The 17,519-nt window shown below is 69.0% G+C and carries 29 protein-coding genes; 27 read left to right on the forward strand and 2 right to left on the reverse strand.

All coding sequences use genetic code 11. The features are described 5' to 3' along the window. Positions 1-140: 140 nt before the first annotated feature. From rplP to EBO15_RS10715, 17 genes are all read left to right on the forward strand, one after another. A complete protein-coding gene (gene rplP / locus EBO15_RS10635; protein WP_122194180.1) occupies positions 141-560 on the forward strand; it encodes a 50S ribosomal protein L16 in 420 nt (139 codons plus the stop codon). Continuing rightward, positions 560-802 carry a 50S ribosomal protein L29 gene (gene rpmC, locus EBO15_RS10640; protein ID WP_122194181.1) on the forward strand — a complete coding sequence of 81 codons (243 nt, stop codon included), beginning with the start codon at positions 560-562 and terminating at the stop codon, positions 800-802. The genes rplP and rpmC overlap by 1 nt, the downstream gene beginning before the upstream one ends. Further along, a complete protein-coding gene (gene rpsQ / locus EBO15_RS10645) occupies positions 802-1,074 on the forward strand; it encodes a 30S ribosomal protein S17 (RefSeq protein ID WP_122194182.1) in 273 nt (90 codons plus the stop codon). The genes rpmC and rpsQ overlap by 1 nt, the downstream gene beginning before the upstream one ends. Before the next feature lie 157 nt (positions 1,075-1,231). Continuing rightward, positions 1,232-1,600, forward strand: a complete 369-nt coding sequence (gene rplN, locus EBO15_RS10650) for a 50S ribosomal protein L14 (RefSeq protein WP_021596728.1) — start codon at positions 1,232-1,234, stop codon at positions 1,598-1,600. Further along, positions 1,600-1,908, forward strand: coding sequence for a 50S ribosomal protein L24 (rplX, locus tag EBO15_RS10655; protein WP_122194183.1), 309 nt, complete (start codon positions 1,600-1,602; stop codon positions 1,906-1,908). The genes rplN and rplX overlap by 1 nt, the downstream gene beginning before the upstream one ends. Position 1,909: 1 nt before the next feature. Continuing rightward, positions 1,910-2,485 (forward strand): 50S ribosomal protein L5, encoded by a 576-nt coding sequence (gene rplE, locus EBO15_RS10660; RefSeq protein ID WP_026414313.1) that lies wholly within the window; start codon positions 1,910-1,912, stop codon positions 2,483-2,485. 2 nt (positions 2,486-2,487) lie between these two features. Then, the gene (locus tag EBO15_RS10665) at positions 2,488-2,673 is read left to right on the forward strand and encodes a type Z 30S ribosomal protein S14 (protein WP_018657585.1); all 186 of its coding nucleotides are present in this window, start codon (positions 2,488-2,490) and stop codon (positions 2,671-2,673) included. 128 nt (positions 2,674-2,801) lie between these two features. Beyond that, on the forward strand, positions 2,802-3,200 hold the full coding sequence (gene rpsH / locus EBO15_RS10670; RefSeq protein ID WP_117360379.1) for a 30S ribosomal protein S8: 399 nt from the start codon (positions 2,802-2,804) through the stop codon (positions 3,198-3,200). A gap of 17 nt (positions 3,201-3,217) precedes the next feature. Continuing rightward, positions 3,218-3,754, forward strand: a complete 537-nt coding sequence (gene rplF / locus EBO15_RS10675; RefSeq protein ID WP_122194184.1) for a 50S ribosomal protein L6 — start codon at positions 3,218-3,220, stop codon at positions 3,752-3,754. A gap of 2 nt (positions 3,755-3,756) precedes the next feature. Continuing rightward, on the forward strand, positions 3,757-4,143 hold the full coding sequence (gene rplR, locus EBO15_RS10680) for a 50S ribosomal protein L18 (RefSeq protein ID WP_122194185.1): 387 nt from the start codon (positions 3,757-3,759) through the stop codon (positions 4,141-4,143). Between the two features lie 31 nt (positions 4,144-4,174). Beyond that, positions 4,175-4,801: a 30S ribosomal protein S5 gene (rpsE, locus tag EBO15_RS10685; protein ID WP_122194186.1), complete on the forward strand. Its 627-nt coding sequence runs from the start codon at positions 4,175-4,177 to the stop codon at positions 4,799-4,801. After that, positions 4,798-4,980 (forward strand): 50S ribosomal protein L30, encoded by a 183-nt coding sequence (rpmD, locus tag EBO15_RS10690; protein WP_122194187.1) that lies wholly within the window; start codon positions 4,798-4,800, stop codon positions 4,978-4,980. Before rpsE ends, rpmD begins: the two co-directional genes overlap by 4 nt. A 1-nt stretch (position 4,981) precedes the next feature. Further along, positions 4,982-5,443, forward strand: coding sequence for a 50S ribosomal protein L15 (rplO, locus tag EBO15_RS10695; RefSeq protein WP_122194188.1), 462 nt, complete (start codon positions 4,982-4,984; stop codon positions 5,441-5,443). 189 nt (positions 5,444-5,632) lie between these two features. Next, the gene (secY, locus tag EBO15_RS10700) at positions 5,633-6,928 is read left to right on the forward strand and encodes a preprotein translocase subunit SecY (RefSeq protein ID WP_122194280.1); all 1,296 of its coding nucleotides are present in this window, start codon (positions 5,633-5,635) and stop codon (positions 6,926-6,928) included. Continuing rightward, positions 6,929-7,579 carry an adenylate kinase gene (locus EBO15_RS10705; RefSeq protein WP_122194189.1) on the forward strand — a complete coding sequence of 217 codons (651 nt, stop codon included), beginning with the start codon at positions 6,929-6,931 and terminating at the stop codon, positions 7,577-7,579. 64 nt (positions 7,580-7,643) lie between these two features. Then, the gene (gene map, locus EBO15_RS10710; RefSeq protein WP_122194190.1) at positions 7,644-8,453 is read left to right on the forward strand and encodes a type I methionyl aminopeptidase; all 810 of its coding nucleotides are present in this window, start codon (positions 7,644-7,646) and stop codon (positions 8,451-8,453) included. A gap of 151 nt (positions 8,454-8,604) precedes the next feature. Beyond that, a complete protein-coding gene (locus tag EBO15_RS10715; RefSeq protein WP_122194191.1) occupies positions 8,605-9,042 on the forward strand; it encodes a DUF1707 SHOCT-like domain-containing protein in 438 nt (145 codons plus the stop codon). Between the two features lie 77 nt (positions 9,043-9,119). Here EBO15_RS10715 and EBO15_RS10720 read toward each other — a convergent pair whose 3' ends face one another. Continuing rightward, a complete protein-coding gene (locus EBO15_RS10720) occupies positions 9,120-9,929 on the reverse strand; it encodes a phosphodiesterase (RefSeq protein WP_122194192.1) in 810 nt (269 codons plus the stop codon). An 832-nt stretch (positions 9,930-10,761) separates the two neighbouring features. On the opposite strand from EBO15_RS10720, the gene EBO15_RS46775 reads away from it, so the two are divergent. Next, complete coding sequence (locus tag EBO15_RS46775) at positions 10,762-10,896, forward strand: hypothetical protein (protein ID WP_267898396.1); 135 nt, start codon at positions 10,762-10,764, stop codon at positions 10,894-10,896. Further along, positions 10,889-11,563, forward strand: a complete 675-nt coding sequence (locus EBO15_RS10730) for a class F sortase (protein ID WP_158628181.1) — start codon at positions 10,889-10,891, stop codon at positions 11,561-11,563. Before EBO15_RS46775 ends, EBO15_RS10730 begins: the two co-directional genes overlap by 8 nt. Before the next feature lie 24 nt (positions 11,564-11,587). Here the strand turns inward: EBO15_RS10730 and EBO15_RS10735 are convergent, their stop codons facing one another. Next, complete coding sequence (locus EBO15_RS10735; RefSeq protein ID WP_122194195.1) at positions 11,588-12,145, reverse strand: hypothetical protein; 558 nt, start codon at positions 12,143-12,145, stop codon at positions 11,588-11,590. 301 nt (positions 12,146-12,446) lie between these two features. Between EBO15_RS10735 and infA the strand changes: the two genes are divergently transcribed. The 8 genes from infA (at position 12,447) to truA (ending at position 17,498) form a co-directional block, all read left to right on the forward strand. Continuing rightward, positions 12,447-12,668 (forward strand): translation initiation factor IF-1, encoded by a 222-nt coding sequence (gene infA / locus EBO15_RS10740; protein ID WP_018657567.1) that lies wholly within the window; start codon positions 12,447-12,449, stop codon positions 12,666-12,668. Between the two features lie 91 nt (positions 12,669-12,759). Then, positions 12,760-12,873, forward strand: a complete 114-nt coding sequence (gene rpmJ, locus EBO15_RS10745; RefSeq protein WP_021596712.1) for a 50S ribosomal protein L36 — start codon at positions 12,760-12,762, stop codon at positions 12,871-12,873. Positions 12,874-13,072: 199 nt separating this feature from the next. Beyond that, positions 13,073-13,453, forward strand: a complete 381-nt coding sequence (gene rpsM / locus EBO15_RS10750) for a 30S ribosomal protein S13 (protein WP_122194196.1) — start codon at positions 13,073-13,075, stop codon at positions 13,451-13,453. Positions 13,454-13,513: 60 nt separating this feature from the next. Further along, positions 13,514-13,915 (forward strand): 30S ribosomal protein S11, encoded by a 402-nt coding sequence (rpsK, locus tag EBO15_RS10755; protein ID WP_021596710.1) that lies wholly within the window; start codon positions 13,514-13,516, stop codon positions 13,913-13,915. A 25-nt stretch (positions 13,916-13,940) separates the two neighbouring features. Further along, positions 13,941-14,567 carry a 30S ribosomal protein S4 gene (rpsD, locus tag EBO15_RS10760; protein ID WP_122194197.1) on the forward strand — a complete coding sequence of 209 codons (627 nt, stop codon included), beginning with the start codon at positions 13,941-13,943 and terminating at the stop codon, positions 14,565-14,567. A 275-nt stretch (positions 14,568-14,842) separates the two neighbouring features. Beyond that, entirely contained in the window at positions 14,843-15,856 is a 1,014-nt protein-coding gene (locus EBO15_RS10765) for a DNA-directed RNA polymerase subunit alpha (protein ID WP_026415301.1), read from the forward strand. A gap of 113 nt (positions 15,857-15,969) precedes the next feature. Beyond that, positions 15,970-16,407 carry a 50S ribosomal protein L17 gene (gene rplQ / locus EBO15_RS10770; protein WP_122194198.1) on the forward strand — a complete coding sequence of 146 codons (438 nt, stop codon included), beginning with the start codon at positions 15,970-15,972 and terminating at the stop codon, positions 16,405-16,407. 266 nt (positions 16,408-16,673) lie between these two features. Continuing rightward, entirely contained in the window at positions 16,674-17,498 is an 825-nt protein-coding gene (gene truA / locus EBO15_RS10775; protein ID WP_199744455.1) for a tRNA pseudouridine(38-40) synthase TruA, read from the forward strand. The last annotated feature ends 21 nt before the right edge of the window (positions 17,499-17,519 follow it).

The following is a 17,519-nucleotide window of genomic DNA, read 5'->3' on the forward strand; positions in this document are numbered from 1 at the left end:
GGTGGCGGTGGCCGTGGCGGCCGCGGCGGCCGTGGCGGCCAGGGCGGCGGCGGCGACCGCGCGCCCCGTCAGCAGCAGAACACCGAGCAGCAGGCCCCCGCCTCCGAGGCTGCTCCGACTGGTGAGGGGAGCTGAACTCGATGCTGATCCCTCGTAAGGTCAAGCACCGCAAGCAGCACCACCCGAAGCGCCGGGGAATGGCCAAGGGCGGTACGAAGGTTACGTTCGGTGAGTACGGCATCCAGGCCGTCGAGCCCGCGTACGTGACCAACCGGCAGATCGAGGCCGCGCGTATCGCCATGACCCGCCACATCAAGCGTGGTGGCAAGGTCTGGATCAACATCTTCCCGGACCGCCCGCTGACCAAGAAGCCCGCCGAGACCCGCATGGGTTCCGGTAAGGGCTCGGTCGAGTGGTGGGTGGCCAACGTGAAGCCGGGCCGCGTGATGTTCGAGCTCTCCTACCCGAACGAGCAGGTCGCTCGGGAGGCGCTCACCCGCGCGATCCACAAGCTGCCCATGAAGTGCAAGATCGTGAAGCGAGAGGTGGGTGAGTCCTGATGGCCAAGGGTCTTACCGCCGATGACCTGCGGACCGAGCCTGAGGACGTGCTGGTCACCAAGCTCAAGGAAGCCAAGGAGGAGCTTTTCAACCTCCGCTTCCAGGCCGCCACCGGGCAGCTTGAGAGCCACGGGCGGCTGCGCACGGTGAAGCGCGAGATCGCCCGCATTTACACCGTTATGCGCGAGCGTGAGCTCGGCATCGTCACGGTTGCCGACGACGCCGCGGAGGGCGAGAAGTAATGGCTGAGCAGACCGAAGAGCGCGGCATCACCCGCAAGGTGCTCGAGGGCCTGGTGGTCTCCGACAAGATGGACAAGACCGTCGTCGTGTCCGTCGAGGACCGCGTCAAGCACCCGAAGTACCACAAGGTCATCCGCCGCACGAAGAACTACAAGGCGCACGACGAGGCCAACGAGTGTGGCATCGGCGACCGCGTCCGCCTGATGGAGACCCGCCCGCTGTCGGCGACCAAGCGCTGGCGCGTGGTGGAGATTCTCGAGAAGGCCAAGTAACCAGGGAGCTCCGCCCCGTCCGGGGCGCCTCCCGACAGACTTCCCGTGGGCGGGCCCTCCTTGAGAGGGCCCGCGTTCGGGAGGAGACCAGTGAAGGTTCCGCCAGGCTCCACGGACGAGGCTCCGTGGAGAACCGGTGTGACGAAATGGAGTTGACGTGATCCAGCAGGAGTCGCGACTCAAGGTCGCCGACAACACGGGTGCGAAGGAGATCCTTTGCATCCGCGTTCTCGGTGGCTCGGGTCGGCGCTACGCGGGAGTCGGCGACATCATTGTCGCGACGGTGAAGGACGCCCTTCCCGGCGCGGGCGTGAAGAAGGGTGACGTCGTCAAGGCGGTCGTCGTGCGTACCCGCAAGGAGCGCCGGCGCCCGGACGGCTCCTACATCCGCTTCGACGAGAACGCGGCCGTCCTGATCAAGGACGGCGGCGACCCGCGTGGCACCCGCATCTTCGGCCCGGTCGGCCGTGAACTGCGCGAGAAGAAGTTCATGCGCATCATCTCGCTCGCGCCGGAGGTGCTGTGATGAAGATCAAGAAGGGTGACGAAATCGTCGTCATCGCCGGCAAGGACAAGGGTGCGACCGGCAAGGTCATCCGTGTCATTCCGGGTGAGGAGCGCGTCGTCGTCGAGGGCGTCAACCTCATCACGAAGAACATCAAGGCCGACGCGCAGCGAGCCGGCAAGGAGAGCGGCCGCGTGACCGTCGAGGCGCCGCTCCACGTGAGCAACGTGGCCCTGGCCGAGGACGGCAAGCCCGTCCGGGTCGGCTACCGCGTCAACGAGGACGGCACCAAGGTCCGGATCTCGCGCCGTAGCGGCAAGGAGATCTGAGATGACCGAGACCGTTACCGAGCGTCCCGTGCCGCAGCCGCGCCTGAAGCTCCGCTACCGCGACGAGATCGTCAAGGGCATGCAGGAGCAGTTCGGCTACAGCAACATCATGCTGGTGCCGGGCCTGACGAAGATCGTCGTCAACATGGGTGTCGGCGACGCCGCCAAGGACGCCAAGCTGATCGAGGGCGCCGTCCGCGATCTGGCCGCGATCACCGGCCAGAAGCCGGCCGTGAACCGGGCCAAGAAGTCCATCGCGCAGTTCAAGCTGCGTGAGGGCATGCCGATCGGCGCGCACGTCACGATGCGCGGCGACCGCATGTGGGAGTTCCTGGACCGGCTGCTCGCCACCGCGCTGCCCCGTATCCGTGACTTCCGTGGCCTGTCGCCGAAGCAGTTCGACGGCAACGGGAACTACACCTTCGGTCTGACCGAGCAGGTCATGTTCCACGAGGTTGACCCGGACAAGATCGACCGTGTCCGTGGCATGGACATCACCGTGGTGACCACCGCTAAGACCGATGACGAGGGCCGGGCGCTGCTGAAGCTCCTGGGCTTCCCGTTCAAGGAGAACTGAGCATGGCGAAGAAGAGCCTGATCGCCAAGGCGGCTCGGAAGCCCAAGTTCGGCGTGCGCGCGTACACCCGCTGCTCGCGCTGCGGCCGTCCGCGCTCCGTGTACCGCAAGTTCGGCCTGTGCCGCGTCTGCTTCCGCGAGATGGCGCACCGGGGCGAGCTGCCGGGCATCACGAAGTCGAGCTGGTAAACAGCCCGGCCTGTAATAACCACCGGGCACCTGACGAAGGTGCCCATGACCGCGCCAAAGGTCCATCCGTCCCGCCCGCCCGGCGGGCCGGGCGGATGGAAACCGTGGCGAGGGAGGGCCAGTAGGCCATGACGATGACCGACCCGATCGCAGACATGCTGACGCGTCTGCGGAACGCTAACTCGGCGTACCACGACTCGGTGTCGATGCCGTACTCGAAGATCAAGGCGCACATCGCCGAGATCCTCCAGCAGGAGGGCTACATCTCGGGCTGGAGCGTCGAGGACGCCGAGGTGGGCAAGAAGCTCGTGATCGAGCTGAAGTTCGGCCCCACCCGCGAGCGTTCGATCGCCGGCATCAAGCGCGTTTCCAAGCCCGGTCTCCGGGTTTACGCGAAGAAGGACAACCTGCCCAAGGTCCTGGGCGGCCTGGGCGTCGCGATCATCTCGACGTCCTCCGGCCTCATGACCGACCGGCAGGCGGGCAAGCGCGGCGTGGGCGGCGAAGTCCTCGCCTACGTCTGGTAGAGGGGAGGATTCGAAGAATGTCTCGCATTGGACGTCTCCCCATCACCGTGCCCGGCGGGGTCGAGGTGAAGGTCGACGGTCGTGACGTCTCGGTCAAGGGCCCGAAGGGCTCCCTGACCCTGGCGGTCGCCGAGCCGATCGAGGTCGCGCTGGAGGACGGTCAGCTGACCGTGACCCGGCCGAACGACATCAACACGGTTCGCGCGCTGCACGGCCTGACGCGGTCGCTGATCAACAACATGGTGGTCGGCGTCACCGAGGGGTACAAGAAGACCCTGGTCATCCAGGGCGTCGGTTACCGCGTGGTGGCCAAGGGCAAGAACCTCGAGTTCTCGCTCGGTTACAGCCACCCGATCACGGTCGAGCCGCCGGAGGGCATCACCTTCACGGTCGAGAAGCCGACCCAGCTGGTCGTCGAGGGCATCGACAAGCAGAAGGTCGGCGAGGTCGCCGCCAACATTCGTAAGCTGCGGAAGCCCGACCCGTACAAGGGCAAGGGCGTGCGTTACGAGGGCGAGCAGATCCGCCGCAAGGTCGGAAAGGCTGGTAAGTAGTCATGGCAGGCACGAAGCACCTGGCCGGCAAGGCCACGTCGAAGCGTGCGCTGGCCCGCAAGCGGCGGCACCTGCGGGTCCGCAAGAAGGTCGTCGGCACCGCCGAGCGTCCTCGCCTTGTCGTGACGCGCTCCAACCAGCACATGTTCGCCCAGGTCATCGACGACGCCAAGGGCCACACCGTGGCGTGGGCGTCGACGATGGAGGCCGACCTGCGCGCTTCCGACGGCGACAAGACGGCGAAGTCCCGCAAGGTCGGCGAGCTCCTCGCCGAGCGCGCGCAGGCCGCCGGGGTCACCGCTGTGGTCTTCGACCGTGGCGGCAACAAGTACCACGGTCGCGTCGCCGCCGTCGCGGACGGCGCTCGTGAGGGGGGCCTGAAGCTCTGATGGCTCTCATGACCAACGAGAAGAGGAACCACTGATGGCAGCGCAGAGGCGTGGTGGCGGTCAGGGTGGCGACCGTCGCGACGGCCGCCGCGATGACCGTCGCGGTGGCGCCGACAAGGGCCAGTCGTACATCGAGAAGGTCGTGGCGATCAACCGTGTCGCCAAGGTCGTCAAGGGTGGACGGCGCTTCAGCTTCACCGCCCTGGTGATCGTCGGTGACGGCAACGGCACCGTCGGCGTCGGCTACGGCAAGGCCAAGGAGGTGCCCGCGGCGATCGCCAAGGGTGTCGAAGAGGCCAAGAAGCACTTCTTCAAGGTGCCGCGGATCCAGGGCACCATCCCTCACACCGTCCAGGGTGAGGCCGCCGCGGGCGTCGTCCTGCTGCGTCCGGCGTCCCCCGGTACCGGTGTGATCGCGGGTGGCCCGGTGCGCGCCGTCCTGGAGTGCGCCGGAATCCACGACGTGCTGAGCAAGTCGCTCGGCACCGACAACGCGATCAACATCGTCCACGCCACCGTGGACGGTCTGAAGCAGCTCAAGCGTCCCGAGGAGATCGCCGCCAAGCGTGGCCTTCCGATCGAGGACGTCGCGCCGGCCGCCATGCTGCGGGCGCGGGCCGCGGGATCCGAAGCCCGGTCGGAGGCCACCGCCTCATGAGCCAGGTGAAGATCACGCAGACCAAGTCTGTGATCAGCGAGAAGCAGAACCAGCGTGACACGCTGCGGACGCTGGGCCTCAAGAAGATCGGCCAGTCGGTCGTCCGTGAGGACACCCAGCAGGTCCGCGGCATGATCCGGACGGTGGCCCACCTGGTCGCCGTCGAGGAGGTCGACTGACATGGCCGACGCCACCGAGGGCACCCCGCTCAAGGTGCACGACCTGCGTCCGGCCCCTGGCGCCAACCGCCCCAAGACCCGCAAGGGTCGCGGCGAGGCGTCCAAGGGCAAGACCGCCGGCCGCGGCACCAAGGGCACCAAGGCCCGTAACACCGTTCCGGTCGGGTTCGAGGGCGGTCAGATGCCCCTGATCCGCCGGATTCCGAAGCTCAAGGGCTTCAAGAACCCGAACCGGGTCGAGTTCCAGGTCGTGAACCTGGACAAGCTCTCCGCCCTCTACCCCGAGGGTGGCGAAGTGACCGCCGAGGACCTGGCGGCCAAGGGCGCGGTGCGCTCCGGCCGTCCGGTGAAGATCCTCGGCACCGGTGAGATCTCCGTCGCCGTCCAGGTGAAGGTGCACGCCTTCTCCGGCGCGGCGAAGGAGAAGATCACGGCCGCCGGCGGAACCGCCGAGCAGCTCTGAGATCGACACCCGTGAGACCGGGGCCAGTGTCCACCACGTGTCCGGGCCGGTGGGCCCGCCGCGGGGGGACCGGCCCCGGTCTCATCTGCTGTTAGAGTCTCCCCGGCGGCGGTGGTCGGCGTTTTTGCGCCTGACCCCCCGCCGTCGTTGCCCATGGGCTGATATTCCGCAATTCCCGCAGGAGGAATGGTGCTGACCGCGTTCGCTCGGGCCTTCAGAACGCCCGATCTGCGTAAAAAGCTGCTGTTCACGCTCTTCATGATCGTGGTGTTCCGGATCGGTCAGAACCTGCCGACCCCGAACGTGAACGTGGAGGTGCTCAAGCAGACGGCTGACGCGGCCAAGAAGTCCAACCAGCTGTACGGCTTGGTGGATCTGTTCTCCGGCGGCGCGTTGCTGAAGCTGTCGGTGTTCGCGCTGGGCATCATGCCCTACATCACCGCGTCGATCATTCTGCAGTTGCTGACGGTGGTGATTCCCCGGTTGGAGGCCCTGAAGAAGGAGGGCCAGGCCGGGACGACGAAGATCACGCAGTACACGCGGTACCTGACGGTGGGTCTGGCGATCCTGCAGGGCACCGGTGTGGTGGCGATGGCCGCGACGGGGAGCCTGTTCCAGGGGACCGGCGGCAACGACGACATCCTGTACAAGACGGGGATCTTCCCGGTCATCACGATGGTGATCTGCATGGTGGCCGGCACGTCGGTGATCATGTGGCTGGGTGAGCTGGTGACCGACCGCGGTGTCGGCAACGGCATGTCGATCCTGATCTTCACGCAGGTCGTGGCGGTGTTCCCGTCGCAGTTCTGGTCGATCTACAAGGCCAAGGGCGGGTTCGTCTTCACGCTGGTGATCGTGGTGGGTCTGGCGATCATGGCCGGTGTGGTGTTCGTGGAGCAGGCGCAGCGGCGGATCCCGGTGCAGTACGCCAAGCGGATGGTCGGGCGCCGGATGTACGGCGGGACCTCGACCTACATCCCGCTGAAGGTCAACCAGGCCGGCATCATCCCGGTCATCTTCGCCTCGTCGCTGCTGTACCTGCCGGCACTGGCCAGCCAGCTGTGGCCGAACGCCAAGTGGCTGCAGAAGATCCAGCCCTACCTGCACCAGGACAACCCCTGGCACATGGGCATCTTCTTCGTGTTCATCATCTTCTTCACGTACTTCTACGTCGCGATCACCTTCAACCCCACTGAGGTCGCCGACAACATGAAGAAGTATGGTGGGTTCATCCCAGGTATCCGTCCAGGCCGGCCGACCGCCGAGTATCTGGACTACGTGCTGACCCGGATCACCACTCCGGGCGCGCTCTACCTGGGGCTCGTCGCGCTGATTCCCATGGTGGCGTTCGCTCTGCTGAACGCCACGCAGAACTTCCCCTTCGGCGGGACGAGCATCCTGATCGTCGTCGGCGTCGGACTGGATACCGTGAAGCAGATCGAATCTCAGCTCCAGCAGCGCAACTACGAAGGCTTCCTGCGGTAGATGCGTATCGTTCTTGTGGGCCCCCCGGGAGCGGGCAAGGGGACTCAGGCCCAGTTCATCGCGTCGCACCTGTCGATCCCGAAAATCTCGACGGGTGACATCTTCCGAGCCAACATCACCGAGCGCACCGAGCTCGGCACGCTGGCCAAGCAGTACATGGACCGGGGCGACCTGGTACCCGACGAGGTCACCATCAGCATGGTGCGCGACCGGCTCCAGCACGAGGACGCCGTCGACGGCTTCCTGCTGGACGGGTTCCCCCGCAACGTGCCGCAGGCCGAGACCCTGAAGAAGATGCTCGCCGAGTGGGACACCCGGCTGGACGTCGTCCTCGAACTGGTCGTCGACGAGGACGAGGTCGTCCGGCGGCTGTCCGGCCGGCGCCAGTGCCCGCAGTGCGAGCGCATCTGGCACGTCGACTTCGACGACAAGCGGGACGGCATCTGCGACGACTGCGGCGGGACGCTGTACCAGCGCGACGACGACCGCGAGGAGGTCGTCCGGCACCGGCTGGAGGTCTACGCGGAACAGACCGCGCCCCTCGTCCAGTTCTATTCTGATGAGGGAATCCTGCGCGGCATCGACGCGACCGGACCGGTCGAGGACGTCACCCGGCGGGCCCTGGACGCGCTGCGTCCGTTCGAGAAGTAGATCGCCGGGTAGGCGGGAGTCGGGTCACCCCCGGGGCCCGGCCGCCCCTGGGGGAGTTGTGACAGTGTTCAAGCGGCGCAGGCCCGCCATCCAGATCAAGACGCCCGAGCAGATCGAGCTGATGCGCGCGGCCGGCCTCCTGGTCGGCCGCACGCTGCAGCTGCTGCGCGAGTCGGTGAAGCCCGGCATCTCCACGCTGGACCTCGACCGGATCGCCGAGCAGCACATCCGGGACAACGGCGGCATCCCGTCCTTCAAGGGCTACCACGGGTTCACCGGCACGATCTGCGCCTCGGTCAACGAGGAGATCGTCCACGGCATCCCGCGGCCGGACAAGACGCTGCGCGACGGCGACATCATCTCGATCGACTGCGGCGCGATCGTCGAGGGCTGGCACGGCGACTCGGCGATCACAGTCCCGGTGGGGGAGATCACTCCCGAGCTGACGAAGCTGCTCGAGGTGACCGAGGCCTCCATGTGGCACGGCCTCGCCGCCGGTGTCGTCGGGGCGCGCCTGACCGACATGTCCCACGCGATCGAGACCCACATCCGCTCCGAGGGCCGGTACGGCATCGTCGAGGGCTACGGCGGGCACGGCATCGGCACCGAGATGCACATGGACCCGCTGATCCCGAACCACGGCGCCCCCGGGCACGGGCCGGTGCTCGAGGCGGGCATGTGCTTCGCCGTCGAGCCGATGGTCAACCTCGGCACCAAGGACACCGACGAGCTCGAGGACGGCTGGACCGTGATCACCACGGACGCCAAGGCGTCGGCGCACTTCGAGCACACCTTCGCCGTCACGCCCGAGGGCCCGCGCGTGCTGACCGCGCTGGACGAGGGCCGGGAGTGGTTCGCCAAGCTCGGCCTGTGACCCCGCACCGGGCCGCTCCTGCCGGGGTGGTTCCAGGGTCCGGGGGAAGGTGAACCTGTCTCCCTTGAGAGCACCGGGATTCACCGGGCACTCTGGGAGGTAGCGGTGGATCGTCTCTCCTCCGCTCCGAACGACGCGTGAAGGGGTCGCCATGGCGCCCAATCCTGATATCCGAGCCTCGGACGCCGACCGGGACCGGGTCGCCGCGAGCCTGCGCGAGCACACCGCGGACGGCCGGCTCACCATGGGCGAACTCGAGGAGCGCCTGGAGGCGACCTACGAGGCCAAGACCATGGGCGAGCTGGAGCGGGTGACCGCCGACCTCCCCGAGGCCGACCTGCACAACCGGCCGATTCCGGCCTACCAGCGCACGACCGCGGCGCCCCCGGCGAGGAGCGGGGCGGTCTGGTACGGGACGCGGGCCATGTGGAGCGCCTGGGCGGTCGTCGTCGGGCTGAACATCGCCATCTGGGCGATCGTCGCGATCTCCTCCCCGGTCACCCCGTATCCGTGGTGGCTCTGGGTGGCCGGTCCGTGGGGCGTGATGCTCCTGGCCAGGAGCATCTTCGGGAACGGCGGCAGACGCTAGTTCCCTGATGAGGTGATCGAACAGACGAAGAGGCCCGCCGGGACACCCGGCGGGCCTCTTCGTCTGTTCGCGGGTGTCTAGTCGACCTCCATCAGGGGGCGGTAGTTGCCCGTGGGGACGAAGTGGGTGACGGCCGACTCGCCCTCGATCCGGTGGATCGCGAAGCCCGCGGGCTCGCCGGTGAGCGCGGCGCGTCCGGGGCGGGTGAGGTCGAGGAACAGCTGCCGGTAGGTGCTGGACGTCGTGGTGCAGACCGTCCCGGCGAGGGAGCCGACGGTGCTGCGGTGCACGTGGCCGCCGATCACCCGGACGACCTGGCGGTGCCGCTTGAGGATCTCCGCGAGGCCCTCGGTGCCGGTCATGCTCATGTCGTCGATGAACCGGATGCCGATCGGATACGGCGGGTGGTGCATGGCGATCACGGTCGGGACGCCCGGGCGCTCGGCGAGCGTCGCGTCCAGCCAGGCGAGCCGCTCGACGTCGAGCTCACCGGCCGCGGAGCCGGGGATCGTGGTGTCGCAGCAGACCAGGCGGGTTCCGGCGACGTCCACGGCGTACTGGACGGGCGCGCCCGGGCCGCCGCTGTCGGCCACGGCCGGATGGTCGCGGAAAGCGTGCCGTAGCGCGTCCCGGTCGTCGTGGTTGCCGGGCAGCGGGTAGACGGCCATCGGCAGCGGGGACAGCAGCGCGTGCAGCCTGGCGTACTCGGCCGGACGGCCGCCGTCGGCCAGGTCGCCGGTCAGGACGACCGCGTCCGGGCGGGCGGGCAGCGCCAGCAGGCTGGACACCGCGGCGCGCAGCGAGCGGACCGGCCCCGAGCCGTCGTCCACCTCGCCGTCCCGGCCGACCGCCAGATGGATGTCGCTGAGCTGCGCAATGATCGCCATTGATCCTCCCCCTCCTCCAAGCGAACCACGGACCGGACCGGTTCGCACGCCTGGCCGCGCCCGCCCGCGGCGTCCTCGCCGGGGGAGCGCTGACCGGAACTTTGTGCCCGGTTGACCGGCTGGCCGGGGCCGCCGGGCACTAAACGATCATCGGTTCCGTCCGACCCCGGGACCGGCGGGGGAGACCATGCCCTTCCAGCGGCCCGGCAGGCGTGCGGCGCCGGCCCGTGTCCTGTTCCCGACCGTGCCGCTCCTGACCGTGCCGCTCTTGACCGTGCTCGTCACGGCGCCGGCCGCGCGGGCGGACGACGGGGTGACGCTGAAGCCGAGGAAGGGACACCTTCGGGCAGGGCGGACGCTCACGATCATAGCCCCGCCGAACTGCGCCGATCCCGAGGCGCGTTCTAATGCGTTCCCGCACGAGACCGTTCGGCTGGCGGGCGGATCGGGGCCGGGGAGCGGGCCTTCCGGGTCGGTGCGGATCGCCCCTGGCACCGCGTCCGGCAGCTACGGACTCATGGTGACGTGCGCGGGGACCGGGCCGGGCCTGGGCGACGACAGGCTCCTCTACGCTCAGGTGGACGTGCTGCCGCCTCTCCCCGGACGCGAACATCACCCCGGCGGGCCTCGTCACACAGGGCATGCGAGCCCCCTGTCCGAGCAGTCCCCGTCTCAGTCGCCGTCTCAGTCCCCCTCGCGGTCCCCGTCCGCTGTGGACCGGTCGTCCCCGTCGCTCCCCGTATCCCCGGCCGTGCCCACGCCCCGGGATTCCGCGTTGAACGTGCTCGGCGTGACGCCCACGCCGCTCGGTCCGGCGACCGGGGGAGGGTGGATGGCGTCCCATGACGGGCGGATCCCCGTCGCGCGGCCGACGGGACTTGCCGTGGGGCTGGGGTCCGCGCTGCTCGTGGGGGCCCTCGGCGGGCTCTGGTGGGCGCTGCGGCGGCGGAGGAGGCCGGATGCCTAGGCCGTGTCCCCGGCGGCGCCGGCGGCGGGCACGCTGCGTTCTGGCGGCCGCGCTCGGGGTGTCCCAGGCGGTCTCGGGCTGCGCGCTCGGACGCCATGACCACGCGAGGACCGTGCTGCCCGAGATCGTCCCGCCGAGGAGGGCGGGGGCCCCGGCGCCGCTGGGCGCGGGCCTGGCGCACGCCGTCCCGACCCGGTTGCTGATCCCGCGGATCGGCGTGTCCGCCCCGCTCGGACGTGTCGGACGCGGCCCCTCCGGCGGGATCCAGGCGCCGCCGATGTCCGACCCGGACCGCGCGGGCTGGTTCGCGTCCGGGACGAGCCCGGGAGAACCGGGCGCCGCGCTGCTGCTCGGCCACCGGGACACCGCGTCCGGCCCGGCGGTCTTCGCGCACCTGGCGGAGCTGCGCCCGGGGGACATCATCGGCGTCGCCCGGACGGACGGCACGGTCGCGGTGTTCCGCATGACCCGCGCCGAGCAGGTGCCGAAGCGGCGGTTCCCCGAGGGGCGGGTGCTGATGGCCGGCGCCGTCCCCGAACTGAGGCTGATCACCTGCGCCGGACGGTACGACCATGCCAGGCGCGCCTATGACGACAATCTCATCGTCTACGCGACGTTCGCGGCCGCCTACCGGACCGCCGACCTGGCCTCGATGCCCGGAACCTGACGGCCCGGACCCCGCCGGGACGGCTCAGGCCACGTGCGTGAGGACGGCGCTGAGCGCGGACGTGACGGCCTCCGGGGCGGGCGCGATGTCCGGCACCACGTCGCGGAGCGCGAGCCAGCCGTTGATGGCCTGGGTGGTGGGACGGGCCTCGCGGAGCTGCGGGTCCTCGATGTCGTACCAGGCGGCGATCTTGGACCAGCGCCAGAGCCGGTGCCCGCCGGTGGACATCTCCGAGGCCGGGAAGCCGCCCTGCCCCCGCGCGCCCGTGATCGACAGCCGCACCGACTCCACCGAGCGCCGCACGCGCTCGGCGATGTCGCGGATCGTCAGCAGCGGGTCGGCCTCGACCTGCCGGACGTGCAGGCCGGGGGCCGCGTCCTCCAGGTGGCCGACGACCTGCATGACCGCCTCGGCGAGCGTCGTCGCGTGCCAGGTGGCGGTGGCGTTCCCGGGCCGTGTGGCGTGCTGGGGCTCGGTGATGATCGAGACCGTGACCTGACCGTGGGTCCGGTCGAACAGGGGATCCAGCTCCTCCTCGTAGAGGGGACGGCTGAGGATCAGCGCGAAGTCATAGCTCGGCATCCGTCCTCCCCTGGTCGTTCGTCCTCCTGGAAAGGTACAACGCGCGAGCGCTGTATGCTTGTGTCGGGAGCAGTATCCGGTGCCGGGTCGTGGGATGATTTCGCGTTTCACCGTCCGGTGACGTACACTCCTGTGTCGGTCCGTGTTCGGCCGCCGTGAATCCCTGCCTTGACGCTCGTGTGCGTCCGGGCCTGGGGTGCGGCCGGGTTCTCCACCTCGTCATCGATCATCAGATCTTCCTGACGTGGACGGAGTCGTCGCGGGCCGCGTCCAATGAGCCGATCAGCGAAGCGCGGAGGACATGCCTAAGAAGGAAGGTGCCATCGAGATCGAGGGCACCGTCATCGAGTCCCTCCCGAACGCCATGTTCCGGGTAGAGCTGGACAACGGGCACAAGGTGCTCGCCCACATCAGCGGCAAGATGCGGATGCACTACATCCGGATCCTGCCGGACGACCGCGTCGTCGTGGAGCTGAGCCCCTACGACCTCACGCGCGGTCGGATCGTCTACCGCTACAAGTAATCACTGGGGTTGCCTTCCGCGTGTCCGCGCCGGGACCGCTCGTTCCGGCAGGAGCGTGGCACGCGGGTGACCCTGATCTATAGGAGACCCAGTGAAGGTCAAGCCGAGCGTCAAGAAGATCTGCAACAAGTGCCGCGTCATCCGCCGGCACGGCCGGGTCATGGTCATCTGCTCCGACCCGCGCCACAAGCAGCGTCAGGGCTGACGCCCTACAACTGATCCACGCATCGCAGCCTTCGCACGTGGTCGCCGTACGGTTCCGGTCGAGCAAGATCGGGTCGTGCGGCACCGTCGTGTGAAGGGGCCACCCCCGGACGGAGGCCGGGGCCGCCACCCGAACGAGTGTCGGGTGTGTGCGGACGCGATGCGCCTAACACCTCCGCCAACGAAGGGAACCGCCAGAGATGGCACGCCTCCTCGGCGTCGACCTCCCGCGCGACAAGCGCGTGGAGATCGCTCTCACCTACATCTTCGGCATCGGTCGCACCCGGGCCCTGGAGACGCTGGAGAACACCGGTGTCTCCGGAGACACCCGCGTCCACCAGCTCACCGACGACGACCTGGTGAAGCTGCGCGACTGGATGGAAGCCAACTACAAGACCGAGGGTGACCTCCGTCGCGAGATCCAGGCTGACATCCGCCGCAAGATCGAGATCGGCTGCTACCAGGGCATTCGGCACCGCCGCGGTCTGCCCGTGCACGGTCAGCGGACGCAGACGAACGCGCGTACCCGCAAGGGCAAGAAGAAGACCGTGGCCGGCAAGAAGAAGGCCGGCAAGAAGTAGTAGTCCGTCGGGACTCATCCGTCCCGGACGGATCGACGACCTCAAAGGAAGAGAGCAGAGATGCCTCCCAAGAGCCGTGTCGGCGCGAAGAAGGTGCGCCGCAAGGAAAAGAAGAACGTCGCTCACGGGCACGCCCACATCAAGAGCACGTTCAACAACACCATCGTCTCGATCACCGACCCCAACGGGAACGTGATCTCCTGGGCCTCGTCCGGCCACGTCGGCTTCAAGGGCTCCCGTAAGTCCACCCCGTTCGCCGCGCAGCAGGCCGCCGAGGCCGCCGCCCGGCGCGCGATGGAGCACGGGATGCGCAAGGTCGACGTGTTCGTCAAGGGTCCGGGCTCGGGCCGTGAGACCGCGATCCGCTCCCTCCAGGCCACCGGCCTCGAGGTGGGTTCGATCCAGGACGTCACGCCCGTTCCGCACAACGGCTGCCGCCCGCCCAAGCGTCGCCGGGTCTGAGCACCGTAGGGGAGATCACAGAACAATGGCTCGTTACACCGGTGCGGACTGCAAGCTCTGCCGCCGCGAGAAGATGAAGCTGTTCCTCAAGGGCAGCAAGTGCGAGGGCCCGAAGTGCCCGATCGAGATCCGTCCCTACCCGCCGGGTGAGCACGGCCGCGGTCGTCCGAAGGAGACCGAGTACCTGCTCCAGCTTCGTGAGAAGCAGAAGGCGAAGCGGATCTACGGCGTCCTCGAGCGCCAGTTCTCGAACTACTACGTCGAGGCCAACCGCCAGCAGGGCAAGACGGGTGACAACCTGCTCTCGCTGCTGGAGCGCCGCCTGGACAACGTCGTGTACCGCGCGGGCTTCTCCAAGTCCCGCGACATGGCGCGCCAGCTGATCCGGCACGGTCACATCCGGGTCAACGGCAAGAAGGTCGACATCCCGAGCTTCCTCGTCTCCGAGGCCGACATCGTGGACGTCAAGACCAAGTCCCTCGAGATGACGCCGTTCCAGGTCGCCAAGGCCGAGGTCGGCGAGCGTCAGGTCCCGGCCTGGCTGGGCGTGGACGGCGAGCGCATGCGCATCTTCGTCCACTCGCTGCCGGTCCGCCAGCAGATCGAGGCTCCCGTCCAGGAGCAGCTGATCGTCGAGCTCTACTCCAAGTAGGGGCTCACCCGGGCCCTCACCGGCCCACCGGGCTCCTCGCGAGCCCACCGGGCCCCGCCCGGAGGCGGGGCCCGCGCGGCTTCGCCTCCGGGCGGGGCCGACGGGTCTCCGCCTCACGGCGGGGACCGGCGGGTCCCGTCCTCGCGGCGGGCGCCCGTCCGTTTCGCCGTCCGTCCGCGCCCGGGTCGTCAGGTCCAGGCGTGGCCGGACGGCGGACAGGGAAGAACTCCACTGCGGTCGTCATATAGCGGGCACCGCGGAAAGAAGGAACACCCATGCTCATCGCTCAGCGTCCCACTCTCACCGAGGAGCAGGTCGACGAGTACCGGTCGCGGTTCACCATCGAGCCGCTGGAGCCGGGCTTCGGCTACACGATCGGCAACTCGCTCCGCCGCACCCTGCTGTCGTCCATCCCCGGAGCCGCTGTCACCAGCATCCGGATCGAGGGCGTCCTGCACGAGTTCTCCACCGTTCCGGGGGTGAAGGAGGACGTCACCGACATCATCCTGAACCTCAAGGAGCTCGTCGTCTCGTCCGAGCACGACGAGCCGGTGGTCATGTACCTGCGCAAGCAGGGCCCCGGCGAGGTCACCGCGGCCGACATCGCGCCGCCGGCGGGCGTGGAGGTCCACAACCCGGACCTGCACATCGCCACGCTGAACAACAAGGCCAAGCTGGAGATGGAGCTGACGGTCGAGCGCGGCCGCGGCTACGTCTCGGCCGCCCAGAACAAGCAGCCGGGCCAGGAGATCGGCCGTATCCCGATCGACTCCATCTACTCGCCCGTGCTGAAGGTCACCTACAAGGTCGAGGCGACCCGAGTCGAGCAGCGCACCGACTTCGACCGCCTCATCCTGGACGTGGAGACCAAGGCGGCGATGCTGCCGCGCGACGCGGTCGCCTCCGCCGGAAAGACCCTCGTCGAGCTGTTCGGCCTGGCCCGTGAGCTCAACGTCGAGGCCGAGGGCATCGACATGGGCCCGTCCCCGACGGACGCCGCGCTCGCCGCGGACCTGGCCCTGCCGATCGAGGAGCTGAACCTCACGGTCCGCTCCTACAACTGCCTCAAGCGCGAGGGCATCCACTCCGTGGGCGAGCTGGTGGCCCGCAGCGAGCAGGACCTCCTGGACATCCGCAACTTCGGTGCGAAGTCCATCGAGGAGGTCAAGCAGAAGCTCAACGACATGGGCCTCTCGCTGAAGGACTCCCCGCCCGGGTTCGACCCGTCCGCCGCCGCCGACAACTACGGCGACGACGACGGTGGCTACGCCGAGACCGAGCAGTACTGATCCCGGCATACCGTTAACACGTCCGAATGACCCGCCGCCGGTACCTCGTACGGCCGGCGCGGAGATTTGCCACCGGTTCCTGAACCGGCCGGTGCAACGAAGGGAACACGACCATGCCTCAGCCCACCAAGGGCGCCCGTCTGGGCGGCAGCGCGGCTCACCAGAAGCTGCTTCTGGCGAACCTGGCGACCTCGCTGTTCGAGCACGGCCGCATCACCACCACCGAGGCCAAGGCCCGCCGCCTGCGCCCGCTGGCGGAGAAGCTGATCACCAAGGCCAAGAAGGGCGACCTGCATAACCGTCGCCTCGCGGCCAAGACGATCCGCGACAAGGGCGTCCTGCACGTCCTGTTCACCGAGATCGCTCCGGCCATGGCCGAGCGTCCCGGCGGCTACACCCGGATCACCAAGCTCGGCCCGCGCAAGGGCGACAACGCCCCCATGGCGGTCATCGAGCTGGTGACCGAGCCGGTGTCGGGCGCGTCCCGTCCGGCCGCCGCCGCTCCGGCGGAGGCTCCGGCCGAGGCCGTGGCCGAGGAGAGCGCGGAGTAAGACCCCTCCGGGGATCTTTCTCGCTCGACATGTGAGGGCCCGCCGTCCCCCTACGGGACGGCGGGCCTGATCTTTGAGAGACTGGATCACATGGTCAGGGGGGCGATGATGCAGTGGGGCACGCCACGGGGCGGGAACGGCCCGGCACCGGCCGTCCGCTCCGGTGGGACAGGTGACAACGGTTGGGACGCGCTTTGGCCGACGGAACCGACAAGGCCGACGGACACGACATGGCCGACGGACACGACAAGGAACCCCCGGCACCCATGACCGCTCTCGTACGACTGCGGCTCGACATCGGCTACGACGGATCGGACTTCGCGGGCTGGGCCCGTCAGCCCGGCCAGCGCACCGTCCAGGGCGTGATCGAGGACGCCCTCGCCCGCGTCCTGCGCCTCGACCCGCCGCCGGTGCTCACCGTCGCGGGACGCACCGACGCGGGCGTCCACGCGCGCGGCCAGGTCGCGCACGTGGTGGTGCCGGTCGCCGCGTACTCGGCGATCAACGGCACGCTGCCGCGCCGCCTCGCCGGCCTGCTACCGCCGGACGTGCGGGTCTGGCGCGTCACCACCGCCCCGGAGGGCTTCGACGCGCGCTTCTCCGCGCTCGCCCGCCGCTACGCCTACCGCGTCTGCGACGACCCCGTGGGCGTGGACCCCCTGCGCCGCCACGACGTCCTGTGGCACCCGCGTCCGCTCGACGTCGACCGGATGAACGCCGCCACCCGCCTGATGCTCGGCGAGCACGACTTCGCCGCGTTCTGCCGCAAGCGCGAGGGCGCGACGACCATCCGCGAGCTCCAGGTCTTCGAGTGGAACCGCGAGGACAGGCATCTCGCCGTGGCCACGGTGAAGGCCGACGCGTTCTGCCACTCCATGGTCCGCGCGCTGGTCGGCGCGATGCTGGTCGTCGGCGACGGGCGGCGCTCGATCGAGTGGCCCGCCGAGGTCCTGGGCGCCCGGGTCCGCGACTCCGCCGTGAACGTCGCCCCGGCCCACGGCCTCTCGCTGGAGGAGATCGCCTACCCGGACGACGCGGACCTCGCCCTCCGCGCCCAGCAGACCCGCCGGGTGCGGACACTGTCCGGCTAGCGGCCGTTCCCGCTTCACCGT

Origin of the sequence: Actinomadura harenae (genome assembly GCF_003696215.1) — a bacterium.
Taxonomy (GTDB): domain Bacteria; phylum Actinomycetota; class Actinomycetes; order Streptosporangiales; family Streptosporangiaceae; genus Spirillospora; species Spirillospora harenae.